Source organism: Plantactinospora endophytica (assembly GCF_016862915.1).
In the GTDB taxonomy this organism is placed as follows: Bacteria; Actinomycetota; Actinomycetes; order Mycobacteriales; family Micromonosporaceae; genus Plantactinospora; species Plantactinospora endophytica.
In genome coordinates this window covers 440,008-458,260 of record NZ_BONW01000013.1, presented here as the reverse complement: position 1 = coordinate 458,260, position 18,253 = coordinate 440,008, and the positions used below count along the sequence as shown (strand labels likewise).

16 protein-coding genes are annotated in these 18,253 nt (G+C 71.4%); 11 read left to right on the top strand and 5 right to left on the bottom strand.

The features are described 5' to 3' along the window. Window positions 1-75 precede the first annotated feature (75 nt). Genes Pen02_RS14990 through Pen02_RS14980 form a run of 3 tightly spaced genes read left to right on the top strand, consistent with a single transcriptional unit; the run spans window position 76 to window position 3,847 of the window. Complete coding sequence (locus tag Pen02_RS14990; RefSeq protein WP_239140689.1) at window positions 76-2,295, top strand: MMPL family transporter; 2,220 nt, start codon at window positions 76-78, stop codon at window positions 2,293-2,295. After that, on the top strand, window positions 2,292-2,990 hold the full coding sequence (locus tag Pen02_RS14985) for a response regulator transcription factor (RefSeq protein ID WP_372445613.1): 699 nt from the start codon (window positions 2,292-2,294) through the stop codon (window positions 2,988-2,990). The genes Pen02_RS14990 and Pen02_RS14985 overlap by 4 nt, the downstream gene beginning before the upstream one ends. Next, window positions 2,987-3,847, top strand: a complete 861-nt coding sequence (locus tag Pen02_RS14980; protein ID WP_203866609.1) for a sensor histidine kinase — start codon at window positions 2,987-2,989, stop codon at window positions 3,845-3,847. Before Pen02_RS14985 ends, Pen02_RS14980 begins: the two co-directional genes overlap by 4 nt. Here the strand turns inward: Pen02_RS14980 and Pen02_RS14975 are convergent. The 4 genes from Pen02_RS14975 to Pen02_RS14960 form a co-directional block, all read right to left on the bottom strand. Beyond that, on the bottom strand, window positions 3,801-4,217 hold the full coding sequence (locus Pen02_RS14975; RefSeq protein WP_203866608.1) for a YeeE/YedE thiosulfate transporter family protein: 417 nt from the start codon (window positions 4,215-4,217) through the stop codon (window positions 3,801-3,803). The two genes, Pen02_RS14980 and Pen02_RS14975, sit on opposite strands and share 47 nt — an antisense overlap. Next, window positions 4,217-4,846: a YeeE/YedE family protein gene (locus Pen02_RS14970; RefSeq protein ID WP_203866607.1), complete on the bottom strand. Its 630-nt coding sequence runs from the start codon at window positions 4,844-4,846 to the stop codon at window positions 4,217-4,219. Before Pen02_RS14970 ends, Pen02_RS14975 begins: the two co-directional genes overlap by 1 nt. Continuing rightward, window positions 4,843-5,286, bottom strand: a complete 444-nt coding sequence (locus Pen02_RS14965) for a hypothetical protein (protein WP_203866606.1) — start codon at window positions 5,284-5,286, stop codon at window positions 4,843-4,845. The genes Pen02_RS14970 and Pen02_RS14965 overlap by 4 nt, the downstream gene beginning before the upstream one ends. A gap of 275 nt (window positions 5,287-5,561) precedes the next feature. After that, window positions 5,562-6,323, bottom strand: a complete 762-nt coding sequence (locus Pen02_RS14960) for a PIG-L deacetylase family protein (protein ID WP_203866605.1) — start codon at window positions 6,321-6,323, stop codon at window positions 5,562-5,564. A gap of 227 nt (window positions 6,324-6,550) precedes the next feature. On the opposite strand from Pen02_RS14960, the gene Pen02_RS14955 reads away from it, so the two are divergent. The 6 genes from Pen02_RS14955 to Pen02_RS14930 all read left to right on the top strand — a co-directional run bounded on the left by Pen02_RS14955 (window position 6,551) and on the right by Pen02_RS14930 (window position 14,850). After that, on the top strand, window positions 6,551-7,498 hold the full coding sequence (locus tag Pen02_RS14955) for a carbohydrate ABC transporter permease (RefSeq protein WP_203866604.1): 948 nt from the start codon (window positions 6,551-6,553) through the stop codon (window positions 7,496-7,498). After that, the gene (locus Pen02_RS14950) at window positions 7,495-8,325 is read left to right on the top strand and encodes a carbohydrate ABC transporter permease (RefSeq protein ID WP_203866603.1); all 831 of its coding nucleotides are present in this window, start codon (window positions 7,495-7,497) and stop codon (window positions 8,323-8,325) included. The genes Pen02_RS14955 and Pen02_RS14950 overlap by 4 nt, the downstream gene beginning before the upstream one ends. A 40-nt stretch (window positions 8,326-8,365) precedes the next feature. After that, complete coding sequence (locus Pen02_RS14945) at window positions 8,366-9,775, top strand: ABC transporter substrate-binding protein (RefSeq protein WP_203866602.1); 1,410 nt, start codon at window positions 8,366-8,368, stop codon at window positions 9,773-9,775. 189 nt (window positions 9,776-9,964) lie between these two features. Continuing rightward, a complete protein-coding gene (locus Pen02_RS14940) occupies window positions 9,965-13,282 on the top strand; it encodes a CHAT domain-containing protein (RefSeq protein ID WP_203866601.1) in 3,318 nt (1,105 codons plus the stop codon). A gap of 2 nt (window positions 13,283-13,284) precedes the next feature. Further along, window positions 13,285-13,986 carry a hypothetical protein gene (locus Pen02_RS14935; RefSeq protein ID WP_203866600.1) on the top strand — a complete coding sequence of 234 codons (702 nt, stop codon included), beginning with the start codon at window positions 13,285-13,287 and terminating at the stop codon, window positions 13,984-13,986. A 345-nt stretch (window positions 13,987-14,331) separates the two neighbouring features. After that, window positions 14,332-14,850, top strand: a complete 519-nt coding sequence (locus tag Pen02_RS14930) for a DUF6624 domain-containing protein (protein WP_203866599.1) — start codon at window positions 14,332-14,334, stop codon at window positions 14,848-14,850. Between the two features lie 45 nt (window positions 14,851-14,895). Here the strand turns inward: Pen02_RS14930 and Pen02_RS14925 are convergent, their stop codons facing one another. Beyond that, the gene (locus Pen02_RS14925) at window positions 14,896-16,350 is read right to left on the bottom strand and encodes an MFS transporter (protein WP_239140687.1); all 1,455 of its coding nucleotides are present in this window, start codon (window positions 16,348-16,350) and stop codon (window positions 14,896-14,898) included. Between the two features lie 293 nt (window positions 16,351-16,643). Between Pen02_RS14925 and Pen02_RS14920 the strand changes: the two genes are divergently transcribed. After that, entirely contained in the window at window positions 16,644-17,015 is a 372-nt protein-coding gene (locus Pen02_RS14920; protein WP_203866597.1) for a YciI family protein, read from the top strand. Then, a complete protein-coding gene (locus tag Pen02_RS14915) occupies window positions 17,012-18,223 on the top strand; it encodes an RNA polymerase sigma factor (RefSeq protein ID WP_203866596.1) in 1,212 nt (403 codons plus the stop codon). The genes Pen02_RS14920 and Pen02_RS14915 overlap by 4 nt, the downstream gene beginning before the upstream one ends. Window positions 18,224-18,253 lie beyond the last annotated feature (30 nt).

Genomic DNA, 18,253 nt, shown 5'->3' with positions numbered 1-18,253 from the left:
GAAAGGCGCCGGGCGTCAACCGTCGCCCTCTGGAAGGCGCCGGGACCGACCGTCAGGCAACCGTCAGGTTCGCGGGTGCCGGGTCGTCAGGTACGCGCGGTCTGCTGGAACTCCCTGATCCACGACCGCTGGGAGTTCTCCGTCATGGCCGCATCGCTCCACCGGCTCGGCGCCTGGGCCTGTCGGCGCCGCCGGACCGTTCTGCTGGCCTGGCTGGCCGTTCTCGTCGCCATCGGTACGCTCGCCGGCACCGTCGGCGGCACGTACTCCGACGACTTCTCGATCCCCGGAACGCGCGCCCAGCAGACCCTGGACACCGTCGCCGAGCAGTTTCCCGCCTCGTCGGGTGCCGCCGCGCAGGTGGTGTTCGTCGCGCCGGCCGGCGGCCGGGTCGCCGAGTACGAAGCCGTGATCGGGCAGACCCTCGCCGCCGCCGCGAGGGCGCCGCAGGTGGCCGCGGTGGTGGACCCGTTCACCGCGCAGACGGTCTCGTCGGACGGTCGGGTCGCCCTGGCGTACGTGGACTATCCCGTGAGCCGGGCCCGGCTGGCGGACGGCTCCCTCGGCGCGCTGGAGGACGTGTTCCGGCCGGCCCGCGAGGCGGGGCTGCGGGTGGAGGTCGGCGGGTCGGCGTACGGCGACAGCTCGGGTGAGGGTGGCCACGGCGCCGAGGCCGCGGGGTTGCTGGTCGCGCTGGTCGTCCTCGTCATCACCTTCGGTTCGCTGCTGGCGGCCGGGCTGCCGCTGCTCACCGCGCTGCTCGGGGTGGCCGCGACCGTCGCCGGCCTGGCCACGGTAGCGGGCCTGCTGACCCTGCCGACGACCGCGCCGGCCCTGGCCCTGATGCTGGGGCTGGCGGTCGGGATCGACTATGCGCTGTTCATCGTCGCGCGGCACCGGTCGCAGTTGGCGGCCGGGATGCCGGTGGCCGAGTCGGTGGCCCGGGCGATCGGCACGGCCGGTACCGCCGTGGTGTTCGCCGGGCTCACCGTGGTCATCGCGCTGGCCGGGCTGACCGTCGTCCGGATACCGTTCCTGACCGCGATGGGACTGGCCGCAGCCGCCGCCGTGGTCGTCGCGGTGCTGGTGGCGGTCACCCTGATCCCGGCCGTGCTCGGCTTCGCCGGGGACCGGCTGCGCCCGAGGCCCGGCTCGCGGGCCGTCCGGCGGGAGACCGGGTACGGCCGACGCGCCCTGAGCGCGCGCTGGGTCCGGCTGGTCACCCGCCGGCCGCTGGTCACGACGCTCGCCGTCGTCGCGGCGCTCGGCGTGCTGGCCGTACCGGCGCCGGGGTTGCGGCTCGCGCTCACCGACAACGGTTCCGCGCCGGCGGACAGCACGCAACGGCAGGCGTACGACCTGACGGCCGCCGCGTTCGGGCCGGGCTTCAACGGCCCGCTGCTGGTCCTGGCCGACCTGACGGACGAGGATGACCGGCAGGGCGCCGCCACGGCGCTGGCCGAGCGGCTCGGCGCGGTGCACGGGGTGGCCGCCGCCGGACGCCCGCAGTTCTCCGCCGACGGCCGGTACGCCCTGCTGACGGTGATCCCCGAGACCGGGCCGCAGGACGAACGTACGGAACGACTGGTCGCCGAACTCGAAGCGGTTGGCGGGAAGTCCGTCGGGGTCACCGGCGTGACCGCGTTCGGCATCGACATCTCCGCGCTGCTGAGCGCCTCGCTCGTACCCTTTGCCCTGCTCGTCGTGGGTCTGGCCGTCCTGCTGTTGATGGTGGCCTTCCGGTCGCTGGTGGTGCCGCTGAAGGCGACCCTGGGCTTCCTGCTGTCGGTCGGCGCGACCCTCGGCACGGTGGTCGCGGTGTTCCAGTGGGGCTGGCTCGCCGATCTGGTCGGGGTCGCCCGCACCGGGCCGGTGATCAGCTTCATGCCGGTCATCCTGCTGGCGGTACTGTTCGGCCTGGCGATGGACTACGAGGTGTTCCTGGTCAGCCGGATACACGAGGAGTACGCCCGCAGCGGCGACCCGCAACGCGCGCTCACCCACGGGTTCCGGGCCTCGGCACGGGTGGTCGCGGCAGCCGCCCTGATCATGATCGCGGTCTTCGCGAGCTTCGTCCCGGCGGGCGACGCCACGCTGATGCCCATCGCCTTCGCCCTCTCGGTCGGCGTACTGCTGGACGCGTTCCTGATCCGGATGACGCTCGTGCCGGCGGTGCTGGCGCTGACCCGGCACCGCGCCTGGTGGCTGCCCAGGTGGCTCGACCGGATGGTGCCGAAGCTGGACGTGGAGGGCACGCGGCTCACCGGGCGCGTTTCCGTCCCGGTGGTGAGATAGGGGACGTGGACAGCATTCTGGTGGTGGACGACGACCCGGGCCTGCGCGAGCTGCTGCTGTCCGCGCTGCGGTTCGCCGGGTTCGAGGTCGAGGCGGTCGGCGACGTACCGGCCGCGCTGGCCGCGATCACGGCACGTACGCCCGACGCGATCGTGCTGGACGTGATGCTGCCCGGCACGGACGGCTTCGACCTGCTGCACCTGTTGCGCTCACGGGACGTACAGGTGCCGGTGATGTTCCTGACCGCGCGCGACGATCTGGACGACCGGGTACGCGGGCTGCGCCTGGGCGGCGACGACTACCTCGGCAAGCCGTTCGACGTGGTGGAGGTCGCCGCACGGCTGGAGGCGCTGCTACGGCGTTCCCGCCGGCTACCGCCGGTGGTGCCGGACGGCGTGCTGCGCTGCGCCGACCTGGAGCTGGACGAGGCGCGGCACGTGGTGACCCGGGGCGGGCGTCCGGTCGACCTCTCCCCCACCGAGTTCCGACTGCTGCGCTACCTGCTGGCCAACACCGGGCGGGTGGTCTCCAAGGCGCAGATCCTGGACCACGTCTGGCAGTACGACTTCGGCGGCGACGCGGGCGTGGTGGAGCGGTTCGTCTCCAACCTGCGCCGCAAGATCGACTTTGGCGGCCCCTCGCTGATCCACACCGTGCGGGGGTTCGGCTACAGCCTGCGGCCGGTGCGGCGGTGAACCGGTCGTCCCGGTGGCGGCTGACCCTCGTCCTGCTGCTCGCCGGGCCGGAGGCCGCGGTCGCCGCCGCGGTCAAGCAGGCGTTCGATGCCCGGCGGCGGGCCGAGGACCGACTGCGCAGCTTCGTCGCCGACGCCAGCCACGAACTGCGTACCCCACTGACGACCATGCACGGCTGGATCGACCTGTACGTCCAGGGTGGCCTGCGCGACCCCGAGCAGCTCGACCACGCCATGGAACGGATGCAGGCCGAGGTGGGCCGGATGCGGCTGCTCGTCGACGAACTGGCGCTGCTGGCCCAGCTCGACGCGGCCCGGCCGCTGAACCGTACGCCGGTGGACGTGGTGACGCTGGCCGGCGAAGTGGTGGACGACGCCCGGGTGGTCACCGCTGACCGGGCCATCACCCTGGCCGGGGTGGCGGAGGCCGTCGTCGACGGGGACGGCCCACGCCTCCAGCAGGTGCTGCGCAACCTCGTCGGCAACGCGGTGCAGCACACCCGCCCCGGCACCCCGGTCACGGTCACCGTCAGCCGTCAGGACGGGCAGGTGGTGGTCGCGGTACGCGACGAGGGCGCCGGCATCGCGCCCGAGCATCTGCCGCACGTGTTCGAGCGGTTCTACCGCGCCGACCCCAGCCGCAGCCGCGACGGCGGTGGCTCGTCGGGGCTGGGGCTGGCCATCGTCGAGGCGATCGTCACCGCGCACGGCGGCACGGTCGACGTCACCTCGGCGCTCGGGCAGGGCACCACCGTCCGGGTCACCCTGCCGGCGACAGCCAGCCCGGACAGGTCGGCGGCGGACGCGGTCGTCAGCGGCCGCAGGACCCCACGTCGACGCGGAGGTATCTGGCGTTGACCCAGCGGCAGAGCCAGGTGCCGACCACGATGCCCCCGATCGTGACGAGCGCCGGGACGTAGCCGCTGGCCACCTGGACGATCGGGATCGCCGGGCAGCCGCCGGAGAGCGCCCAGCCGCCGCCGAACAGCACCGCACCAGGAATCACACCCTTGTGGATGCGTCCCGGCGAACGACGTACCCGGATCAGGGCGAAGACCACGACGACGAGCGCGACACCGCCGGCGAACGCGCCCAGCATGCGCAGGTCCTGGAACGTGAACATGCGGTTCAGTTCGGCGAAGTCACCGAACCCGATGTTCGCCACGGTGAAGCCGAGGGCGAGCCCGGCGATGACGTTGGCGATGAGAAGTCCGCCCCGGGTACGCATCACACCACCTTCCAGAGCAGGAACGACACCAGTACGGCGGTGCCGAAGAAGACGGCTGTCGCCACGAGGCTGTCCGGATGGAGCCGGCCACAGCCGTTGAGCCCGTGGCCCGAGGAACATCCGCCGGCCAGCCGGGTGCCGAACCCGACGAGGATGCCGCCGACGAACAGGGCGCCGACCATCTGGGGTGGGCTGTCGGTGACGATCTCGCGGAAGCCGTCGCCCATGTCCAGGCGGAGGTCGAACCGTCCGGCCGTGACCGCCGCCAGCCAACCGCCGACGAGGATCGACAGCAGCAGGGCGGCCTGGGTGACCAGTGGCGCCGGGCGGGTAGCCGTGGTCGGTTCCACCGCCCGGTCGGGCGCCTGCGTGTCGACGGCGTACGGCGGGGCGGTCGGGCCGGGGCGGGTGCCGAAGTGCTCGGCGGTGGCCGCCGCGAGCGCCTCGGTGAGGGCACGCTCGTCGGTGAACTGGGCCTCCAGCCGTTCGGCACGACGCTCCTCGCGCCAGTGCAGGACGCGATCCCACGCCGACGACACCCCGAACGACCGGTCGGTGCTCACGGTGTAGTTGATGGTGACGACGGCGAGGCCGAGGGCGCCTGCCCACCAGGGCCAGTAGTTGCTCATGCGGGACCTGAGATCCAATCGGTGAGTCGGGTCCACCAGCGGCGCCGTCGTTGCGGCGACTCCGCCGGGGTGCTCGCGGGGGTCTGCTCGGCGGGGGGAAACAGCGGGTGCGCCGGCGGTCCGGCCGGTGCCGACGCCTGCTCGAAGAAGGCTGCCGGCGGCGGGTCCGACGGCTGCCGGAGACCGCGCCCCGGCCCACCTGGCGGCGTCGGTCGGGCCGGTGCGGCCGGGTCGACACGGGCAGCGGCGGCCCGCAGGTGCTGCGCGTTGGCGCCGTTCGGCAACAGGACGATCGGCACGACGGCACCGGTCAGGGACAACCGGTACCGCGCACAGTCCCGCCAACCGTCCCCGGTGTCGCAGTAGTATTCCCGCCAGCTCCGCAGACTGGCTTTGAGCAGCGGAAACAGCGGGCATTGTCCGGCGTGCGGGCAGGTCATATCGCTCCAGTCTGACCGGCTCCACCGCCCGGCGGCGGTCGGGCGCGGTCCCTGTCTGCTGATCCAGCCGGCAAGCATAGAGCATCCAGAGTGCGACGACAGTCGATGCACGACGGATCGCACCGACCTCGGTGGCGCCGGTTTGCGAGCCGGCAATGGCGGTCCCCGACGGGCCGCTGGAGCGATGACCGGAGCGTGGGTGGTCGGTGGCAGCACCGGCACCGTGGGCTCCAGCGCCGGCACGGCGTTGGGGTCACCGAACCGGCGCGGCGACCTCAGTGCAGGCCGAGGCGGAAGACCTCGAAACCGGCCGCGTACCGGACACCCAGGCGGCTGCCGGTCTGCCGGGAGAAGCCCTCCAGGAACTCCTCGGGGTCGAAGTCCCCGGCGCCGAGACCCCGCAGATAGGCGGCGTGCGCCTCCAGCGACCGGACGCCCAGGTCGAAGGTGTCGGTGACGTCGACCGCGTGCTTCGACAGCGGGGAGCCGGCCGCCCACACCTCCCGGACGCCGCCCCACCGCTCCAGCCCCTCGTCGAGCTGGTCACGGAACACCCAGCGGTTGGCCGCGTCACGGACGGCATCGAGTACGGCCCGGCCGGTGACGATGTGGTCGGCCATGTTCAACGCGTCGCCGCCCTCGTCCCAACTGTCGCGGAAGTTGTTGGTGATCACGATGTCCGGCCGGTACCTCCGGATCACCCGGCTCAGGTCGCGGCGCAGCGCGACGCCGTACTCCAGGACACCGTCGGGCAGCCCGAGGAAGTCGACCTGGGAAACTCCGACGATCGCCGCCGACGCGCGCTGTTCCGCCTCACGCGTCGGCCCGGCCTCGGTCGGGTCCATCCCGTCGATGCCCGCCTCGCCGCTGGTGAGCAGCACGTAGGTGAGCTCCTTGCCCTGCCGGGTCCAGCGGGCGACCGCCGCCGCCGCGCCGAACTCCAGGTCGTCCGGGTGGGCGACGATGGCGAGCCCGCGCTGCCAGCTCTCGTCGACGGGCTGGAGCGGGTTCTGCACGGTGGGCGTGTCAGCAGTCATGGAACCCATCTTCCTCGACGTCGCCGCCGATGCCCTGACCAGGGACACCACGGTACGGCGCGACGCCTCGTCAGCCGCGTCCCGAAAGGTGCGACCGGACGACGGGCCACCGGGTCCGTTCCGGCCGAAACCGACCGCCCGGCCGGACGATCCGGTACCGGTAACCACCAGATCAAGATCGAGCCAGAACAATGCCATCGGGACGAATGCGTTGGTACTGTGCGCAAGTGTCTCCCCCGCTAGCCGCCGAACGCACCCGGACCGACGCGACCGCAGATCCTCCCGCGCCAGCGCGTGACCGGCCCCGACGCGAAGCTCCACTCTCCTGGCTGCTGCTTCTGCCATCGGTCGTGGTCTTCGCCCTGTTCATCTTCTGGCCCCTCGCCCGCACGTTCTATCTCTCCACCCACGGCAACGACATCTTCGGTGCGCCGAGCACGTACGTCGGTCTCGACCACTACACCGAGATGTTGTCGGGCGAGTTCGGAGAAGTACTGGCGACGACGGCGTTGTTCACGCTGGTCAGCGTGCTGCCCGCGATAGTCGGCGCGCTCGTCGTGGTGTTGCTGCTGGAGGCGCGGCTACGCGGCGTACGGGTGCTGCGGACCGCCTTCGCCCTGCCGTTCGCCTTCTCCGTGGCGACCGCGTCGGTGGTCTTCGCCGTCATCTACAACCCGGCGATCGGCATCGCGAACGGCCTGCTCGGAGCGGTCGGGATCGACCGGGTCGACTGGCTCACCGACCCGTCCATCGCGCTGCCCGCCGTCGGCCTGGCCACGGTCTGGATGAACCTCGGCTACAACGTGCTGGTGCTCTCCGCCGGGGTGGCGGCGATCCCGCCCGAGGTGGTGGAGGCGGCCCGGCTCGACGGCGCCACCGGCTGGCGGCTGGCCACCGGCATCACCATTCCGCTGCTCTCCCCGCAGCTGTTCTTCCTCGTCGTGGTCTCCACGATCCACGCGTTGCAGAGCTTCGGGCAGATCCACATCCTGACCAAGGGCGGTCCGGACGACGCGACCACCACCCTGGTCTACTCGATCTACGAGCGGGCGTTCGCGTTCGGGTCCTCCGACTTCGGCGGGGCGAGCGCGCAGGCGGTGGTACTGCTGGCGATCATGCTGATCTGCACGGCGGTCCAGTTCGGCATCCTGGAACGGCGGGTGCACTACCGATGAGAAGACCCGACCCCGGCCGGATCGTCGTCTACGTCGTCCTCGGGCTGGCCCTGATCCCGGTGCTCTTCCCGGTCTACTACGCGTTCGCCGGTGCCGTGATGGGCCCCGGTGACCTGGCCAGCTATCCACCGTCGCTGGTGCCGAGCGCCCTGCACTGGGCGAACTTCGGCGACGTCTTCCGGTCGGTGCCACTGGGCCGGTTCTACCTCAACTCCGCCGTGCAGGCCGGCGTGATCACCCTCGCCCAGGTGGTGACCAGCATCCTGGCCGCGTACGCCTTCGCGTTCCTGCGGATGCCGGCCAAGGCCGCGACCTTCGGTCTCTTCCTGGCCACCCTGATGGTGCCGTGGGAAGCGATCATCATCCCCAACTACCTGGCGATCTCGGACTGGGGGCTGACCCGGGGCGGACTGACCTATCTCGGGCTGGTACTGCCGTTCCTCGCCTCGGCGTTCGGCACCTTCCTGCTGCGCCAGGCGTTCCTCCAGTTCCCGTCCGAGCTGCGGGACGCGGCGGTGATCGACGGTTGCGGCCACTGGCGGCTGCTGTGGCGGGTGGTCGTACCGCTGTCCAAGCCGTCGATCGCGGCGGTTGCGGTCTACGTCTTCCTCTCCGCGTGGAACCAGTACTTCTGGCCGTTGATCCTGATCCGGGACGCCGAGTACCAGACCCTCCAGATCGGCATCTCGCAGCTCAACGACGCCGAGGCGGCCCAACCCGGCCTGGTCCTGGCCGGCGTGGCGCTCTCCCTGCTCCCCACGTTGGCCGTGGTCCTCTTCGGCCAGCGGTACATCGTGCGCGGGCTCACCGCCGGCGCGCTGCGGTAACCCCTGCCGAGGACCAACGAACCTCTGGAAAGGAGTAGCAATGGCAACTTCGCGGCTACGTCGGACGGGTGTGGCGGCCGTCGCCCTGCTCGTCGCCACCGCGCTGGTCGGCGGGTGCGGCTCGGGTGCCGACGACGGCGACTCCGCCGGGGCTCTGGACGCGCCGGGTGCCGAGGTGCTGGACAGCGCAGACGGCACGACGACCGTCGAGTTCTGGCACGCGATGAAGGGCGCGAACGCCACGGCGGTCGACAAGCTGGTCGCCGACTTCAACGCCCGCAGCGGTGGCAAGGTCGAGGTCAAACCGGTCTTCCAGGGCAGCTACGACGAGACGATCGCCAAGTACAAGGCGTCGGTGCAGCAGAAGAACACCCCGGCGCTGATCCAGGTCTACGACATCGGCAGCCGGTTCATGGTGGACTCCCGGCAGGTCGTGCCGATGCACCGGTTCATCGAGAAGGACGCCTTCGACACCGCCGAGATCGAGCCGAACATCGCCAGCTACTACTCGGTCGAGGGCAAGCTCTGGTCGATGCCGTTCAACTCCTCGACCCCGCTGCTCTACCTCAACAAGGAGGCGTTCGAGCGGGCCCGGCTCGACCCGACCAAGCCGCCGAAGACCCTCGCCGAGATCGGCGAACTGGCCAAGCGGCTCACCGTCAAGGACGGCAGCGGCAAGACCACCCAGTACGGCTTCGGCGCCGCGATCTACGGCTGGCTGCTCGAACAGCTCCTCGCCACCGACGGCAAGGAGTACTGCGACAACGGCAACGGGCGGGACAAGCTCGCGACGAAGGTCCAGTTCGACCAGGCCACCGGCGTGCAGGTGGCGCAGTGGTGGGCGGACCTGGTGCGCAACGGGTACGCGACGAACACCGGGCGGAAGACCGACGACGCCCAGGCGGCGTTCAAGGCCGGTACGGTCGCGATGCACCTCGAATCCACGAGCGTGCTGCGCGGGTACGTCGACGCCGCCAAGGGCAGGTTCACGGTGCTGACCGCGCCGTACCCGAAGGTGACCGACGCCTCCGCCGGTGGACCGATCATCGGTGGCGCCTCGCTCTGGATCAACGGCGTCGGGCACAGCGACGCCGAGAAGCGGGGTGCCTGGGAGTTCGTCAAGTTCGCCTCCGGCGCCGCCCAACAGGCGCAGTGGCACACCGGTACCGGCTACGTGCCGATCAACCCGAAGGCCCTGGAGGAACAGATCGACAAGGACTGGGTGGCCCAGTACCCGCAGTTCCGGACGGCGGTCGACCAGTTGCACGCGCTCCCGCCGTCGGTCGCGTCGGCCGGCTGCCTGCTCGGCGTGATGCCACAGGCGCGGAAGGCCGCCGAGGACGGCCTGGAAGCCGCGATCGTCGGCGCCAAGCCGGCCGAACAGGCGTTGAAGGACGCCGCCGCGAGCGTCCAGCCGGAGATCGACAGCTACAACAAGTCCGTCGGCTGACCCCAGCGGCGACCGAAGCCATAGCCCGGCGGACGACCGTGGGCGACGTCCAGCACCGCTGGACCCACCCCCGACGGTCGTCCGCCGTGCCGATTCATCAGTCGGACTGCTGACACGACGGCTTCTCAGCCGGCGACAGGGGGTCAGATCGGAGGACGCGACGGGAGTGCCGGGTCGAGGGGAGGCCGGATGGCAGTGCACGAGGACCCCGCACCCTCGCTGCCCGTGCGGCAATACGCGGGTAGCCCGATCGAGGCCGAGAACCGGCGGCTGCTGACGGAGGCCGCCGCGCTCTCCGACACCGAGGTGCTCACCGAACTGGTGTCCCGGCATCCCCAGTTGCTGAACGCGTACGTGCTTCGGCAGGAACTCGACCGGATCCCCGAGCCGGAGCGGATCCTGGAGAACCAAGCCTTCCGGGTCGTCGCCCTGCTCGATCGTGGCCGGAACCTCCTCGAAAGCAACCCGGAACGCTACCCGCTCGGTCACGGACCGATCGAGCCGATCTGGACTGCGGTGACGCAGCGGTACATGAGCCGCCCGGAGGCGGCCCGCCACGCCGCCACCCCCGACGTGGTGTGGCGGGTGTCAGGTGCCTATCTGCGCGCGCTGTGTCGGACCGTGACCCGGCTGGTGCAGGACGAGGCGCGGCGTGCCGACGGCTGGGATCTGCAGGAACTGGTGCTCGCCACCGTGCAGGCGCTGCCCACTGTGGACGACTCCGGAGAAGTGGGCCGGATGGCCGCCGCCGACTTCGCCTACATGTACGACGAGACCGCCGGCGACTGGCTGCTGACCACGTTGGTCCAGCTCGGCGCCGTGCCCGACGGCCGGATCTACCGGCGGGGTCAGGCGATCGCCGCGAACCTGGTCCAGCGGTTCCAGGCCAGGGGCGAACGGCAACGTGCCGGGCGGGCACTGCACCGGGTCGCCAGCCTGGGCGTCGACCCGTACAACGGCCTGCCCGTCGACGAGGAGGTCGTACGTCGGGAGCTGCGCCGCCGGCTGACCGGTGCGCTCGATGCCGCCGAGGCACGGGAACTGGACTGGGCGGAAGCCGACATGCCACCGCCGCTGGAGGCGCTGACCGTGGCGGAGCGGCAGTACCGGGAAGCCACCGCGCTGCGGGTCGGCCACGAGAGCGGCCTGTCCGCGAAGGGACATCTGGAGACGTTGTACGGGCTGCGCTCGCTGGGCCGGGAGGTCGCCGACGAGGAGCTGCTGACCACCGCGCGGACGGCTCTGGCCAAGCTCGACCCGGACAGGTCGGAGCAGCACATCCTGTCGATCCACACGATGTTGCGGGAAGCCGGGCTGGCCGTCGGAGAATCCGCCGCAGCGCTGCCGCCGGACGGTGGTGTGCCCGATGCGTCCGGCCCCGATTCGAGCGAGGCACACTTCCGGGAGCTGGAACTCGGCTTGCAGCGGGCGCGTCAGGTCGGAGCCGAACAGCGGGAGAAAGCACTGTGGATACTCGTCGGGCTGCACACGTACGCGGACACGCTGGGTGACGTGTACCGGGAGCGTCTATGGCGCGAGGAAGTGTCGCAGTTGGCGAACATCGTGCGACACGGGAGCCCTCGGGTCCGGCGCGGCCCGCTGGCCCGGCACGACCGCAGACCGTTGACCAGACTGGCCGGAGCCGTGGACCGCGCGCTCCGCCTACAGCGGGACGACCGGGAGCAGGAGGCGCTCGACGAGCTGGCCGGCGCGCCGTCGGTTGCCGATCTCGGCACCGAGTGGCAGAAGCTGTCCGAGCCGCTCCGGTTCTGCGCCATGGGCCTGTCGGTCGGCGCCGCCGTGAACGCCGTACCCGTCGATCCTGCCGCCGCCGTCCGCAGGTACGCGAAGGCTCTCGAGCACGCCGGTGGGCTGCGCCTGGCGGGCACGGTCGCCGACCTGCTCCGGCGGATGGGCTGGCTGGCCCGGGACGCCCCGGGTGCTGCGGTGGCGTTCGAGATCTGCGTTGCCCTGCTTCCGGTCGCGCTGCCGCTCATCCGCGCGAACCCGCAGATCCGGTACGAGTTCCAGCACACCTGCCTGCTGGCGTTCGCCGCCGGTGCCCGCAGCGACATCGACGCCCGGACGGCCGACGTACTGCGACAGATGGTCAAGGGACTCTCCTTCGCGGTGGCCCTGCGGCGAGACGCCCGTTATTCGCCCGTGGACGACCCGGACGGGCGTCGGTTGCTGGCCGAGATCGAGGGGCTGGAGGTCACGGACCCGGCCGCCGGTCACCCGCTGTTCGACCAGGACACGTTGCTCACCACGTACGTCAACAGTCGCGAGGTGCGTCCCGGCGCCAACCCGGAGGAGCGACTGGCCAACCTCCAGCGCGCCTTCGACGAGCGGGTGTTCGAGCGGCTCGTGGGCGGTGGAGATGGCGGACACGGCGTACGGGTACCGGGTCTCGCCCTCGACCAGCTCGACGACCGTACGGCCGTGCTGGACCTGCTACTCGGTCTCGACGTCGACGGACAGTTGGTGGTGTACACCTGGTTCCACACCAGTGCGGGCACGCACCTGCTGGCCCGGCGCAGTGCCGATCTGCCCGGCGCACCGGTTTGGCACGGGGACAACCGCGAGTTGCTCGTCCATCCGCTTGCCGCCGAGGTCCGTGCGGTGCGACAGTCGATTCAGGACTATCCCGGCCTGGGGCGGCCGGTCTCGTCGGAGGGGGCGGAAGCGCTCCGCGCGATGGCCGACCAGCTGTTCGGGGACGGTGGGGAGCTACTCGACCTCGCGGCCGCCGGACGGGACCGGTTGATAGTGGTGCCGCACGGGCCGCTGCACTTCCTCCCGTTCCACCTGCTGCCGCTCGGGGACCTGCTGCTCGCGGACGTCTTCACCGTCAGCATCCTGCCGAACCGGGAACTCCTGCACGCGGCACCGGCGCCGCCCGCCGAGCGGTCGGCGACCTCGCTCGGCCTGTCGTTCGGTGCCGGCGAACCGTTCGGGCTGCCGCCGTTGACCGCCTCCGAGCGGGAGGTACGCGAGGTGGCCGATTGCTTCGGCACCGGCCCCGTACTCGACAGCGCCGCCACCGAGCAGGCGTTCGTGGCCGCCCTGCGGAGCAGCCGGTACGTACACCTGTCGACGCACGGCCGGAACAGCACGGCCGGCGCGGCCTTCCAACTGCTCTACCTCTGGCCGGCCGGCGACTCCGACGGCCGACTGCACGCGTTCGAGCTGCTGGACCTCGACCTGCACGGTCTCGAAGTCGTGTCGCTTTCGGCGTGTGAGACGGCACTCGGCCGCTTCGATCTGCTCGACAACCTGCGCGGACTGCCGGCATCCCTGCTCCTTCGCGGCGTACGCACCCTGATCGGCACGCTCTGGGAGGCCGAGGTGGACGCGTCGAGCACCTTCTTCACATCGTTCTACGCGCATCTGCGTACCGACCCCGACGACGTGGCGGCGGCCTTCCGCTCCGCCCGCGACGTCACCCGACAACGGCACCCGGCGTACCGGGACTGGGGTGCCTTCTACCTGATGGGAGCGAGCTGAGCATGTTGCTGCCCGAGGCCGGCCTGGACTGGACCGAAACCGTGCTGGCCCCGGAGAGTCGGGCCACCAAGGGGGTTCCCGAGGCGACACCGGACGAGCCCCTCGCCACCCGCATCCTGCTCGGCGGGCCGGTCTGCCGCCCCCTGCACGCCGACGCCGTCGACGATCCGGGCGTGGCGGCGACGCTGACCACCGAGCGGGACGCCAGCGACTACACGATGGTCGACCTCGGCGTCACGTTCAATCCGGCCGACGGGGAACGGATCCAGAATGCCTGGGTACAGGTGATGCTGAGCGTGCCGGCCGGTATCGAGCCGGCCATCGCCTGGTCGATGACCCCGGAACGGCTCGCCTCGCCCGACCTCCTGACGACGGAGATCGAGGTCAGGACCGACCTGAAGATCCTCTCTCTCGGTGCCAAGACCTCCCGCGCCGTCACCCGGCAGGACACCTTCCTCCAGGCGCTGAATCCGCTCCGGGCCGATCCGACGTGGGAGTTCTCCCGCACCAGCAGCGCCGAGATCGTCGGCGCACTGCGGATGGCGCTGATGGTCCGCTCCGCCGTCGGCAGTCCGGTCCGGGGTGCGCTCCGCATGGTCGCCGTGATCCGCCGCAAGCGCTTCAAGGCCATCCCGTACACCGTGCTGGCCGCCGACGGCAACCACACACCGGAAGCCGGCGCCGTTATGTTCGACGTGCGATGACGCCCGACAACCGCCGGGCGGACCACCCGGCGGCGCCGCTCGGGTACGGTGCGCGGACCGCCGCCGGTTTCGGGGACGGCGGCGACACCGGATCCGGGCCGGACACGGCTCCTCCCCAGGCGGCACGGCGGCCAGGTGTGGACGGCGTTCGGGGACACCTCCGGACCTCACCTCGGCCATACTCCGGTGATGGGGAGGGCCTCAGCAGCGACGTGGTGCCGCGCGGCGGCGTGTCTTCTCGTCGCCGCAGTGGCCGCGTCCGGAGGCGATCAACGCCGCGGGGCGACGCCGGATCGTGGTGCGTCGACCGATGGCGCGGCGCGCGTCGCCGAGGTGCTCTGCGAGGTGGGCGACCCTGCGCAGGAGCGGCGGCGGGACCCCCCGACCGCGCCGGATCTGCGCCGGGAGTTCCTGGAGATGGCCGAGGCTGACCAGGCCGAACGTACCGGCAAGGTGAATGCCAACACCGACGCCCGCCGGACGGACCGGCTCCGCGAGGTCATGGCCGAGCACGGCTGGCCGGACGCGAACCTGGTGGGCACCGACGGTGCCAGCGCGGCCTGGCTGATCGCCCAGCACGCCGACAACGATGTCGAGTTGCAGCGCCGGGCGCTGGAACTGATGTGCGTGGCCGTGGCCGCCGGGGCCGCCGACCCGACCGAGTTGGCCTATCTGGAGGATCGGGTGGCGGCGAACTCCGGGCGGCCACAGATCTACGGTACCCAGTTCGGTGGATGCCGGGACGGACGCCCGGTGCCGGCGCCGCTCGCCGACGAGGCCGGAGTGCACGACCGGCGCGCCAGGGTCGGCCTGCAACCGCTGGACGAGTACCTGGCAGAGTTCCAGGACGTCTGCGGCGAATAGGCGATCCTGCCCCGGTGGCGGCGACGATCCGGCCTTGGGCCGGTGCTACGCGGGTGTCGTCTCGTAGTCGGGAAGCGCGGCCGTGGGAGTCCGGGGCGCCGGACGCATGGCCAGGACCAGCACGGCCAGCCCGGCGAAGATGACCGTGGCGGCGACGCCGGTGACGTGCAGGCTGGCGGTGAACGCCTCCCGCGCGTCGTGCAGCAACTCCGTACCCTGGTCGGCCGGCAGTTGCCGGCTCGCGGCGACAGCGCCGGCCAGTGAGTCCGACGTGCCGTCCATCCGACTGTGGTAGACCACTGCGGCCAGCGCACCCAGCAGCGCGAAGCCGAGCGACCCGCCGAAGTAGTTGCCGGTCTCGGACATCGACGCCGCCGACCCGGCGCGCTCGGCCGGTACGGACCCGACGACCAGACCGGTGCCCAGCGCGAACAGCGGACCGGTACCCAGCGCCAGCACCGTGATGCCGACCATCGCCATCGGCAGGGCGAGTGCACCGTCCACACCGACCAGCAGCAGGCTGCCCGCTGCCGAGCACACCAGCCCACCGGCGATCGCGGCCGTCCGCCCCGTCCGCCGGGCCAACGCCGGGGCGAGGATGGTGCCGACCGCGGTGCCGAGCCCCATCGGTGCGAACAGCATCGCCGAGGCGACCGGCGAGAATCCCAGTACGCTCTGCAGATACTGGGTCACCAGCAGGCCCGTACCCGCCATGGCGATGCCGGCGAAGACCAGCGCGACGAGTACGGCCGTGAACGGGCGGTTGCGGAGCAGCCGCAGGTCCAGCAGCGGCGTCTCCAGCCGCAGTTGCCGGCGTACGAACACTGCGGCGGTGACCGCGCCGACGACGAGGGCGACCGCCGGCACGAGCGGGTCACTCCCGACGGCGAGTTGCTTGACGCCGTAGATCATCGGGAGCACGGCCACCAGCGACAGTCCGACGCTCGCCAGGTCCAGCCTGCCGGCGTGCTCGCTGCGGTACTCCGGCAGCAGGGCCGGGCCGGCGAGCAGCAGCAACGCCATCGCCGGCACGGCGGCCAGGAACACCGACCCCCACCAGAAGTGCTGGAGCAGCAGCCCGGCGAGTACGGGGCCGAGCGCACCACCGGTGAACTGGCAGGTCGCCCAGATCGCGATGGCCCGCCCGCGCTGCCGTTCGTCGTTGAACATGTTGGTGATCAGGGCGAGCGTGCACGGCGCCAGGGTCGCGCCGGCCACGCCCAGCAGTGCCCGCGCGACGATCAGCACCAGCGGGTCGTCCGCGAAGGCGGCCACGATCGACAGCACCCCGAACGCCCCCGCACCGATCGTCAGCAGCCGCCGTCGGCCGATCCGGTCGCCGAGCGTACCCATCGTGATGACCAGACCGGCCACCATGAAGCCGTAGCTGTCACTGATCCAGAGCTGCTGGACGTTGGTGGCGCCCAGGTCGGCGCTCAGCCGTGGCAGCGCGAGGAGCAACGCCGTGGTGTCGATCGCGACGAGCGATGTCGGCAACATGAGGAGGGCTAGTCCCAGCCATGCCCGGTTGACTCTCATATCCGAAATTTCCTGTTCTCTCGATGTCCGCCTGTTGGTCGGAGCGGTCGAGAGCTTCTTGACACGGGTACGGAGGAAAAATCTCTCGCACCTGGCCCGGCCGGCGTCACCCGAACTGACGACCTCGCGGTCCGGGTGCTGCGACGGCAGAAAGTCGCGTGCGAAAGTCCTGGCCGGGATGTCAAGACGACGGCGGCGGCTCCGACTGGACGGCGGAGGGCCAGCCAGGGCCCACGAACCACGAGGAGTACCAGATGCAGTTCCTGATCAGCCTGCACCTCAACCCGGCGGTGCTGGACGCGCTGACCGACGAGGAGAAGGCGGCGATCGGCGAAGGCCACGGCAGGTTCATCGAGGCGCTGAAGGAGTCCGGCGAACTGATCAGCACGCAGGCGCTGGTGGACCCGTCGCAGGCCGCCGTGGTGCGGGTACGCAACGGCCAGCCGGTGGTGACCGACGGCCCGTTCCTGGAGTCGAAGGAGTACCTGGGCGGTTTCTACCTGCTCGACTGCGAGAGCCGGGAACGGGCGATCGAGCTGGCGGCGCAGATCCCGGACGCCGCGATCGACGGGCTGGGTGTCGAGGTCCGGCAGGTGATGTTCGCCGACGGACAATTGGAGGCATGACGGGACGAGCCATCGAGGACCTGCTGCGGGAGCTCACGCCGCAGGTCCTCGGCACGTTGGTACGTCGGTACGGCCAGTTCGAGGGCTGTGAGGACGCGGTGCAGGACGCCGTCCTCGCCGCCACCGTGCAGTGGCCGGCCGAGGGTGTGCCGGACAACCCGCGCGGCTGGCTGGTGACCGTCGCGTCCCGGCGGTTCATCGACCAGTTGCGCAGTGACCGCGCTCGCCGCGAGCGGGAGTCGGCGGCAGCCACCGACCTGGTACCCGAGGACGTACCGGACACCGACGACACGCTCGTCCTGCTGTTCCTGTGCTGTCATCCGACGCTGACCGCGGCCTCGCAGACCGCGCTCACCCTGCGGGCGGTCGGCGGCCTGACCACCGCCGAGATCGCCCGCGCGTTCCTGGTGCCGGAGGCCACGATGGCGGCCAGGATCAGCCGGGCCAAGCAGCGCATCAGGGCCGCCGGCAGCTCGTTCCGGCTGCCGGAGGGAGCGGAGCGGGAGGAGCGGCTACGGGTCGTCCTGCACGTCCTCTACCTGATCTTCAACGAGGGCTACACCGCCTCCTCGGGCGATGCGTTGCACCGCGCCGACCTCGCGCACGAGGCGATCCGGCTGACCAGGATGGTGCACGCGCAGCTTCCCGAGGACGACGAGGTGACCGGCCTGCTCGCGCTGATGCTGCTGACCCACGCCCGCCGGCAGGCGCGTACGACGGCGGGCGGCGACCTGGTGCCGCTGGCCGAGCAGGACCGCACGAGGTGGGACCGCGAACTGATCGACGAGGGCATCGAGCTGACCAGATCGGCCCTGGCCGGACCGGCGCTGGGGCCGTACCAGCTACAGGCCGCGATCGCCGCCACCCACGACGACGCGGCCACGGCCGAGGAGACCAACTGGGCGCAGGTGCACGCCCTCTACCTGATCCTGGAACGGATTGCCCCCAACCCGATGGTCACGCTCAACCGGGCGATCGCGCTCGCCGAGATCGAGGGTCCGCCGGCCGGGCTGGCCCTGCTCGGCACGCTGGACGACGACGAGCGGATGGCCGGACACCACCGGCTGCTGTCGGTGCGGGCGCATCTGCGGGAGAAGACCGGCGACACGGCCGGGGCGTACCAGGACTACCGGCGGGCCGCGCGGTCGACGGCCAGCATCGCCGAGCGGCGCTATCTGGAGTCCCGGGCCAGCCGGGTGAAGGCGTGACCGCGACCGCGCGCCACCGGGGCAACGGAT

Coding starts and splice junctions, on each gene's coding strand:
- Pen02_RS14965 (WP_203866606.1), bottom strand. CDS start 5,286: ATGACCTGCCCGCACGCCGGACAATGCCCGCTGTTTCCGCTGCTCAAA.
- Pen02_RS14960 (WP_203866605.1), bottom strand. CDS start 6,323: ATGACTGCTGACACGCCCACCGTGCAGAACCCGCTCCAGCCCGTCGAC.
- Pen02_RS14945 (WP_203866602.1), top strand. CDS start 8,366: ATGGCAACTTCGCGGCTACGTCGGACGGGTGTGGCGGCCGTCGCCCTG.
- Pen02_RS14940 (WP_203866601.1), top strand. CDS start 9,965: ATGGCAGTGCACGAGGACCCCGCACCCTCGCTGCCCGTGCGGCAATAC.
- Pen02_RS14975 (WP_203866608.1), bottom strand. CDS start 4,217: ATGCGTACCCGGGGCGGACTTCTCATCGCCAACGTCATCGCCGGGCTC.
- Pen02_RS14925 (WP_239140687.1), bottom strand. CDS start 16,350: ATGTTGCCGACATCGCTCGTCGCGATCGACACCACGGCGTTGCTCCTC.
- Pen02_RS14970 (WP_203866607.1), bottom strand. CDS start 4,846: ATGAGCAACTACTGGCCCTGGTGGGCAGGCGCCCTCGGCCTCGCCGTC.
- Pen02_RS14920 (WP_203866597.1), top strand. CDS start 16,644: ATGCAGTTCCTGATCAGCCTGCACCTCAACCCGGCGGTGCTGGACGCG.
- Pen02_RS14950 (WP_203866603.1), top strand. CDS start 7,495: ATGAGAAGACCCGACCCCGGCCGGATCGTCGTCTACGTCGTCCTCGGG.
- Pen02_RS14915 (WP_203866596.1), top strand. CDS start 17,012: ATGACGGGACGAGCCATCGAGGACCTGCTGCGGGAGCTCACGCCGCAG.
- Pen02_RS14935 (WP_203866600.1), top strand. CDS start 13,285: ATGTTGCTGCCCGAGGCCGGCCTGGACTGGACCGAAACCGTGCTGGCC.